General features: G+C 41.7%; 7 protein-coding genes. All 7 read left to right on the top strand.

Annotation, left to right across the window (positions count from 1 at the left end; genetic code table 11):
- Window positions 1-1,360: peptidoglycan D,D-transpeptidase FtsI family protein (locus ACKPQ4_RS00665; RefSeq protein ID WP_407679279.1), on the top strand; the 1,360-nt coding region annotated here is incomplete at its 5' end.
- Between the two features lie 6 nt (window positions 1,361-1,366).
- Window positions 1,367-2,905, top strand: coding sequence for a UDP-N-acetylmuramoyl-L-alanyl-D-glutamate--2,6-diaminopimelate ligase (locus ACKPQ4_RS00660; RefSeq protein WP_407679278.1), 1,539 nt, complete (start codon window positions 1,367-1,369; stop codon window positions 2,903-2,905).
- Window positions 2,906-4,324 (top strand): UDP-N-acetylmuramoyl-tripeptide--D-alanyl-D-alanine ligase, encoded by a 1,419-nt coding sequence (locus tag ACKPQ4_RS00655; RefSeq protein WP_407679277.1) that lies wholly within the window; start codon window positions 2,906-2,908, stop codon window positions 4,322-4,324.
- Window positions 4,318-5,463, top strand: coding sequence for a phospho-N-acetylmuramoyl-pentapeptide-transferase (gene mraY / locus ACKPQ4_RS00650; protein ID WP_407679276.1), 1,146 nt, complete (start codon window positions 4,318-4,320; stop codon window positions 5,461-5,463). Before ACKPQ4_RS00655 ends, mraY begins: the two co-directional genes overlap by 7 nt.
- Entirely contained in the window at window positions 5,464-6,786 is a 1,323-nt protein-coding gene (murD, locus tag ACKPQ4_RS00645; protein WP_407679275.1) for a UDP-N-acetylmuramoyl-L-alanine--D-glutamate ligase, read from the top strand.
- Window positions 6,787-6,791: 5 nt separating this feature from the next.
- Complete coding sequence (locus ACKPQ4_RS00640) at window positions 6,792-7,859, top strand: muramidase family protein (protein WP_407679274.1); 1,068 nt, start codon at window positions 6,792-6,794, stop codon at window positions 7,857-7,859.
- A gap of 84 nt (window positions 7,860-7,943) precedes the next feature.
- Window positions 7,944-8,491: FtsW/RodA/SpoVE family cell cycle protein (locus tag ACKPQ4_RS00635; RefSeq protein WP_407679273.1), on the top strand; the 548-nt coding region annotated here is incomplete at its 3' end.

Below are 8,491 nucleotides of genomic sequence, written 5' to 3'. Positions count from 1 at the left end.
TAAAATTCAAAAACTTGAAATAGATGGAGTGTATGGAAATTATAAACACTCAAGATTATATCCAAATCAAAACTTTGCTTCACATGTCCTTGGCTATGTGAACAAGGAAGGCAAAGCATGTATGGGTATAGAACTGATGGCTGACTATTATTTGCGAGGTCAGGACGGATGGAGAGAAAGTGAAAGGGATGGAAGGCGTAGAGAAATGCCACAGTTTCGATCGGTTGAATTTGATGCACGTGAAGGACTGAGCGTGGAGTTGTCTATAGACCGAGTTGTACAGGAACGCGTTGAGCAGGAAGTGACTAGAATTATGGAGGAGTTTTCTCCTGTAAGTGTTTCAATTATTGTCAGTGAACCAAGAACTGGTGAAATCTTGGCTATGGCTAACGGACCAAGTTTTGATCCAAATCTATACAATGATGTACCTTTAGAGAATCACAGGAATCGCTGTTTGACAGACCTTTATGAGCCTGGGTCTACCTTTAAGATAATACCTGTAGGTGCGGCACTTAATGAGAAAATATTAAGAACCGAGGATATTATTGATTGTTCAGTTTCAACCTACCAAAAAGGAAAAAAGAGATTGAGACTACCCAAGGATCATCATCCTTTAGGAAAGATTTCCCTTCACCAAGTAGTTCAGAAGTCTAGCAATCGGGGTGCAGCTCAGGTTGGTTTGATGCTTGGGCCTGAACGGCTTTATTCGTATTGCCGGGCATTTGGCTTTGGTGAGAGGACAAACCTAGGATTACTCGGCGAGAGAAAAGGAACTCTACATAAACCTGGAAATTGGGATGGCTTGACCATTACACGTTTGCCAATGGGGCATGCAGTTTCTGTAACTCCCATGCAAGTGCATGGATCGATGTGCGCAGTTGCAAATGGTGGAATTATGATGCGACCGTCTTTAATAAGAAGGGTTTTCGATGAGGAATCTAAAACTGTAATTCCATTTAAACCAAGAGCAGTCAGGCGTGTAGTTGATGAGCAGGTTGCGGATGAACTTTCAGAAATGCTTGTTTCTGTAGTTGGTCCAGAAGGTACTGCGAGGTCGGCAATGATTCAAGGATTTCAAGTTGCGGGAAAAACAGGAACAACACAAAAAATTATCGATGGAAAATATTCTAACACCCATCATGTAGCTTCATTTTCAGGATTTTTTCCTGCGGATAATCCAAGAGCAGTAATCACTGTTGTTGTTGATGAACCCAAAATGAAAAAAGGTAGGCTGGGCTACGGCGGAAGCGTGGCTGGACCATCTTTTAAAAATATTGCATCCCGTTTAATTACCTATTTGGGGATTCAACCAAAACCAAAAGAATTATCCTTAATCAGAGAACAAAAACTAGGGTTATAAGTTGTTATGAAAAAGAGTGATCAAGAAATAAACTGTGTGGATAGCGTAAAGTCGAGAATTACAAGGCATCGAGAATTAAGTAGTCTTACGGACAAGGATTTTAGTACAGATAAAAAGTTTCAAAACCAGGTTATTAAATCGATAAGTTCAGACAGTAGGAGAGTTAATCCTGGAGCAGCTTTTTTTGCTATTCCTGGCAATAGAACAAATGGTGATCTTCACATCCAGGAAGCATTAAATAGGGGAGCTAATGTAATTGTTTCTCAATCTGATGAGGTAAGCGTCCCCCATGGTGTGGCACGCGTAAAGGTAGCAGATGCCCGTAAATCCATGGCAAAGTTCACCAAAAAGTTTTATGACTCACCAGATGAATCATTAAGCCTTATTGGGATAACTGGAACCAATGGAAAAACCACGGTAAGCACTTTAACACATCATCTATTAGAGGAGCCTGGTTGCCCGGTAGGTTTGATCGGAACGGTACAGTATAATTTGGGAGACAGAGATGTTCCTTCATTTAAGACAACTCCAGAAGCTACCGATCTATATCCCATGTTAAAAAGTATGCTTGCTGCAGGTTGCAGTAGTTCGGTGATGGAAATAAGTTCTCACGGAATTCATCAGTCAAGAGTTAATGGAATTTCTCTTGAAATTGCAGTTTTTACGAACCTTACAAGGGATCATCTTGATTACCATGGAAGTATGGAGCAGTACTACCAGGAAAAGCGAAAACTTTTCAATGGTATGAACGGGCCGTTACCTAAAGTAGCTGTTATCAATGGAGATTGTCCCTATGGGAAAAGACTTATTCAGGAACTTCCACCACAAGTACAGGTTTTAACTTTTGGATTTGAAGCAGGGAATCAATTTTGTGCGAAAAACCTTACCCTCGATGCCGAAGGTTCCAAGTTTGTAATGGAAAGCCCATTAGGAAACACCGTTGTGGCTAGTCCTTTAATTGGGCGTTACAATGTTTCAAATGTTTTAGCCTCTTTTGCTATCATGCATGCAATGGGAAAAAGCGTGGTTGAATCGATCCACAAATTAAGAAGTTTCAAGGGTGTATGTGGAAGGATGGAGAGTGTAGATAGGGGGCAACCTTACCGTGTTGTTGTTGATTATGCTCATACACCCGATGCACTTCGTAATGCATTAGAAATGCTCAGGGAATGTACTAAGGGTAAGGTCAGGGTAGTTTTCGGATGTGGTGGTGATAGAGACAAGGGGAAGCGACTTGAAATGACTAGGGTCGCTTGTGCTGCCGCAGATCAGGTCTGGGCGACTTCAGATAATCCACGTACGGAAAGCATCGATTCTATATTTAGCGATATGCAAAAAGGTGTATGTAAAGGATCTGAAGTTTATTTTGTTGAAGACCGACGAAGAGCCATTGATTTAGCTTTAGATGCTGCCAGCGTGGATGATTGTGTACTTATCGCAGGCAAGGGTCATGAAGCTTATCAAGAGGTTCAATACACAGCGATTCCTTTTGATGATCGCTTAGTTGCGGGTGGTTTATTGGATGCAAAAGTTTTTGGAGGATAAATGTATCGTTTTGATCCAAATTCTTTAAGCCGTTGGAGTAATGGCAAATGGACTGATTCACCCAGCAATGGGGTAAACGGTTTTACTATTGATTCCCGAAAAGTTAGCTCGGGAGATATGTTTGTTGCAATTAAAGCAGATAGAGACGGGCATGATTTTATAGATCAGGCTACTAAGGAGGGAGCTGTTGCGGGACTGGTCGACCATCAAGTAGGTAATGCACAGTTACCCCAATTAGTTGTGGGTGATACCCTGTTATCGTTCCAGAGAATTGCCAAACTGCATAGAGCACAGTTTTCTGGAAAAGTGGTTGGAGTTACTGGCAGCTGTGGGAAGACATCCACGAAAGAAATTTTAAAAAAAATGTTGAACCAATCATTGTGTACGGAAGGGAACTTAAATAATTTCCTGGGAGTGCCACTGACCTTAACCCAAGTATGCGAGGGTGAGCACAAATTTGCTGTTGTAGAGGCTGGAATAAATCAAATGGGAGAAATGGAAGTTTTGACAGATATGATTTGTCCTGACCTTACCATTATTACTTCCATAGACCATTCTCATTTAGAGGGTTTGCAAACAATTGAAAATGTGGCCAATGAGAAAATAAGGCTATGGACACATGCAGCCGAAAAGTGCCTTGGTATTTTCCCTGAGGAATTAGTGCAGTACGAGAGTTTTAAAAAGGCTATCAGCGAAGAACGCCCACATATATTGATTAAAAAGGGTGGGCCGCAAGAGGAGGTTCAGGGCCCAAATCAGGTACTTTATAATATTTCAACTGAAACAAACGAGGGTGGGCATTCTGTCGTTCTAAATATTGAGCGTTTTGAGTGCCCTCCTCTTTGTATTCCTATCGAACCATTATCAGAAGGTTTGATAAGAAATATGGTTTTGGCATGCGTAGCTGCATGGAAACTTGGAGCTAGTGATAAAGAAATTTTTGAACGCCTACCCCAATACTGTCCCTCCGGCCTACGAGGATCCAACCTTGTAGGCCGGGGGCGTTCGTATCTAGTCGATTGTTATAACGCTAATCCAGCATCTATGAAGGATAGCATCCAGTATTTTAGCCGAAAGTTTAGAAATAAACCAAAGCTTCTAGTTCTTGGTGGTATGAATGAATTGGGCAATATGAGCCAAAAACTCCATTTCGAAACCGGCAAATCGATTGTCATGGATGAAACGGATCGAGCAATTTTAATTGGTGGTCATGCCCGCCAAATGGCTCAGGGGATGATTGATAGTGGAGCAAGGGTAGATCAACTTGTAGTCCTTGAAAATGCAGAGGATGGAAGGCCGTTAATTGAAGAGTTTAATGGACCAGTATTATTAAAAGGAAGTCGTTCGTTTCGCTTAGAGGAGTTAGTACCTAAATGGGCAGTTGAGGAAGATTCACAACAATTAGGTATGCTGTGCTGAGTTGGTTACAATTTAGTGAAGACCTTTGGGGGCCGCTTCGTTTATTTCAGTACATTTCTGTTCGTTCTTTGGGTGCTGGAATCACCGCCTTAATTATGGGCTTTTGGATTGGTCCATTTCTTATTCGAAAGCTTCGAAATATCGGGGCAAAACAAGCATTTCGTGGAAAAGATGAGGTTGGAGACTTGGCAGATTTACACTCAGATAAATCTCATACGCCTACCATGGGAGGGGCGCTTATTTTTATTTCGGTTTTGTGTAGTACCCTATTATGGGCGGAGCCAAATGTTTATGTTTGTACTGCTCTTATAACATATACTCTTTTGACCGGAGTTGGATTTGCGGATGATTATTTAAAAGTATCCAAGAAAAACAGTAAAGGCTTGCCTGGTAAATTTAAACTCCTGGGTCAGCTTGGAACTACAGCTGTGGCACTTTTTATCTTACTTGGTCCTTTTGCTAATGATTTAAGTGGAGTGGGTAATGAATCTCTGGGCAGCCCAGATAAAATGAGGGAATTTTGGATTCCTTTTGTGAGTTATCCTGATGGATTGGGTATTCCCATGATGTCCACTGTTACGCTCTTTATCTTCTTTCTGATCACTCTTTCAGGTACAAGTAATGCGATCAATCTTACCGATGGATTAGACGGCTTGGCCATTGGGTGTACGGTTACGGTAGCCTTGACCTATGGAATCATGTCTTATGCGTCGGGAAACTTCCTCATTGCAGATTATTTAAAAATTAGTTGGGTTCCTGGATCGGGGGAACTAACCATTTTGTGTACGGCATTACTCGGTGGGAGTCTCGCATTTTTATGGTACAATGCACATCCGGCAGAGATTTTTATGGGTGATACGGGATCCCTGGCGATTGGAGGCTTGGTTGGGATTATTGCCCTTATGATTCATCAACCGTTAACTTTAATTATAGTCGGGGGCATTTTTGTGATCGAAGCAATGTCAGTTATCCTACAGGTGGCTTCTTTTAAACTTCGTGGAAAAAGAATTTTTCTCATGTCTCCTATTCATCACCATTTTGAATTAAAGGGATGGAAAGAAACCAAGGTAGTTATTCGATTTTGGATATTATCTCTTCTTTTTGCTTTGATCGGTTTGGCCACACTTAAACTTAGGTAAATGAAGGCTAGTTTTTTAAAAGATTTACTAAAAAGATCCACTGGTTCAGTAGCGGTTTTTGGGAGAGGTCTTAGTGGTAGAGCAGTTGAAGAATTACTTAACAAAGAGGGCTATGCCTGCGACATTTTTGATCAAAAAGACAAATGGTTTAGTCGTGAAAATGCACGCAATTGTTCGTTGGTCATTACGAGTCCTGGTTTTCCTCCCAGTCATGAATGGATCAAGCTGGCAGAACAAGAGGGAAAAACGATAATCACAGAACTTGATCTTGGTGTATGCTTTTCAAGAGCAGTAGCTTTAGTCGGCATAACCGGAACCAATGGCAAAACCTCAGTTGCTACTATTTTAAGTCATGTTGCTAATAATCTGGGCCTTCCAAGCATAGCATTGGGAAATATTGGCTATCCATTATCGAGTGCAGAAACTAATGGGGAAACGATAGGAAAAAATATTTTTCTCGAAACCAGTTCTTTTCAAGCCTGTCACTCTACTGTCCTTAGGCTGGATTCGCTCTTATGGACGAACTTTTCTCCAGACCATTTGGATTATCATCTAAATGAAAGGGAATATTTTTTAGCCAAGTTGAAATTGGCTAATGGGTGTAAAAACTCAAACAATGTTTGGATTGGAGAATCAGTTGTATCGAATGCCAAAAAGTTTGGAATATCTTTAAATCCTAATTTTAAGGTAGTCCAAACTCTGGGTAAAAAAGAAATCCCTTCGTATGTAGACTCTTTCTTTAAGAGTGTTCCACAATCTGAAAACCTGGCCTTTGCCTTGCAATGGACTTCTGAACTTGGAATTTCTCATAAACAATTTTTCGAAGCACTTGAAGGCTATCAACCAGAACCCCATCGTCTGCAAAAAGTTGACGTTGTTAATCAGGTAAGTTTTTGGAATGATTCAAAGTCGACCAACTTGGCCTCGGTTGTCGCAGCCTGCAGGTCATTTTCAGAAAAAATAATTTGGATAGGAGGTGGAAGAAATAAAGGTCAGCAAGCGGGTGATTTTGCAAAATCATTGAAGCCCTATTTAGCAGGAGCTTATTTAATTGGTGAAATGAGTTTGCCACTCAATCAATGCCTCGTGGAGAGGGGAATTAAGTCCACTATTTGCAAAAGTTTAAAAGACGCACTTCATCTGGCTTTTCAGGCTGCTGTACGGCAGCAAAAAATACTTTTTAGTCCCGGTTTTTCCAGCTTTGATATGTTTTCGAATTATTCAGTAAGAGGAAATTCCTTTAAATCTCTCGTTTTCGATTTGAAGAGGTCCTCTCAAGAGGATACGAAATTACCTGTAACCCATTTGCAAATCAGCTATTAAGAAAAATGAAACTATCAAAAGTATTCGGTATCGTACTCTCGCTTCACGTCGGAGTTATTCTTCTGGTTATGTTCCAACCAAGTTGTCAGACAACAGGTGGAAAGGCAAAAGACCTTGGTGCGGATGTTCCACCCGCAGTCGAGGATGCCCCTGAGCAAACCTTTAATCAAGGAGTCGAAGATTCCAGTATTCAGAAGCCATTAGAGGTTAAAGAAACTTCTTCTGCTAATGAATTTGCGGCACCTCAACGACCCGTTCCTGGAGGATTAATCGTGCCCGAAGAACCGGGTGTACCTTCGGCTCAATCGATTATAGTTCCTCGTGAACAAAAGCCTGTTCCTATTGATTTACGCCCTTCAGATCTTGCAATTTACAAAGTTGAACGGGGAGATACTCTTTGGGGAATTGCCAGAAAAAATGGCGTGCCTTTGACCAAATTATTGGACGCTAACCCCAATCTTAATCAAAGCGGACGCTTATCGATCGGTCAGGAAATTATGATTCCCGGTGTAAATACTCCTGGATTGTCTTTGCCTCAACCGTCACAAGAACCGAGTAATTTTGAATCTGGTTTAACTGGTAACTCATACGCTGTAGAAAAAGGGGACACTCTTTCTCGAATTGCCCGTAAACATGGCCTGCGTTTGTCGGAATTACTTAAAGCGAACAATATGTCGATGTCTTCCATTATCCGCCCTGGTCAGAAGTTAAGAATACCAGATGGATCTTCATATATTGCAACCGAAACTACAGAAGTTCCTGCCCCCAAAGTGGTTCCCCTTGGTGCGAGTACTCATATCGTTAAAAAAGGAGATAACCTTTCACGTATTGCCTCGATATACGGTGTGTCAGTTGGTCAAATTATGGAGTGGAATGGGCTTACCAATCCTAGCTTAATTCGTGCCGGGCAGCCGCTAATCGTTTCTCAGGGTTCGGTCAATTCGCAGTCGAATTCTCCAGAAATAGATTTTACTAAGGAAGTGAATGTAGCTCCCAATGATGAGGGGGCAAGCTTGCAAGACTTTTTCAACGACTCATCCAACGAGGATCGACCAATTATCGATGCTCCTTGATGTTGTCATAGCTTGTAATGTGTGTGGTGGAAATGGGAGGTTCGATTGGCAGAAGTAAGAGCGTTTAATAGGACTACCAACTGGGTGACGGCGTATATCGTCGTTGCGTCGATCGGTCTAACGATGATTGGTCTGGTCATGCTTTTCAGTGCTGGGGCAGTACGTGGAGCTCAAGATTTATTGGTTAAACAGGTTGTGTGGGTTCTTATATCTCTAATTGTTGGCGGTTATGTTTCCTTTGTTGACTTGGATTGGTTGCGAAACCGCACCTACATTATTTTTGCCCTCTGCTTGCTGGGCTTGGTACTTACTCTCATTCCAGGAATTGGGGTTAAAGTAAACGGGGCTCAAAGATGGATAGGTCTTGGGTCTTTGCGGGTACAGCCTTCAGAATTTGCAAAGATTGGATTAGTTTTATTGCTGGCAAAATATTTTGCCGATAAACAACGAGAGATTGGAAGTTTTGTTCAAGGGTTTTTCATCCCATCCCTCATTATTGGTTCGGTTTGTTTGCTTATTCTTTTGCAGCCCGATTTCGGTACTTGTTTTTTGTGCGGAGCTGTGGGTGCGACATTACTTTTTCAAGCTGGGGTTGGTCTAAGGTGGCTCCTACCGGTGGCTGGCCTTGCGGT

The organism is Candidatus Chordibacter forsetii (assembly GCF_964187505.1).
Lineage (GTDB): Bacteria > Verrucomicrobiota > Verrucomicrobiia > Opitutales > Seribacteraceae > Chordibacter > Chordibacter forsetii.
The sequence above is the reverse complement of the archived record's forward strand: the minus strand, read 5'-3'. Positions and strand labels throughout refer to the sequence as shown.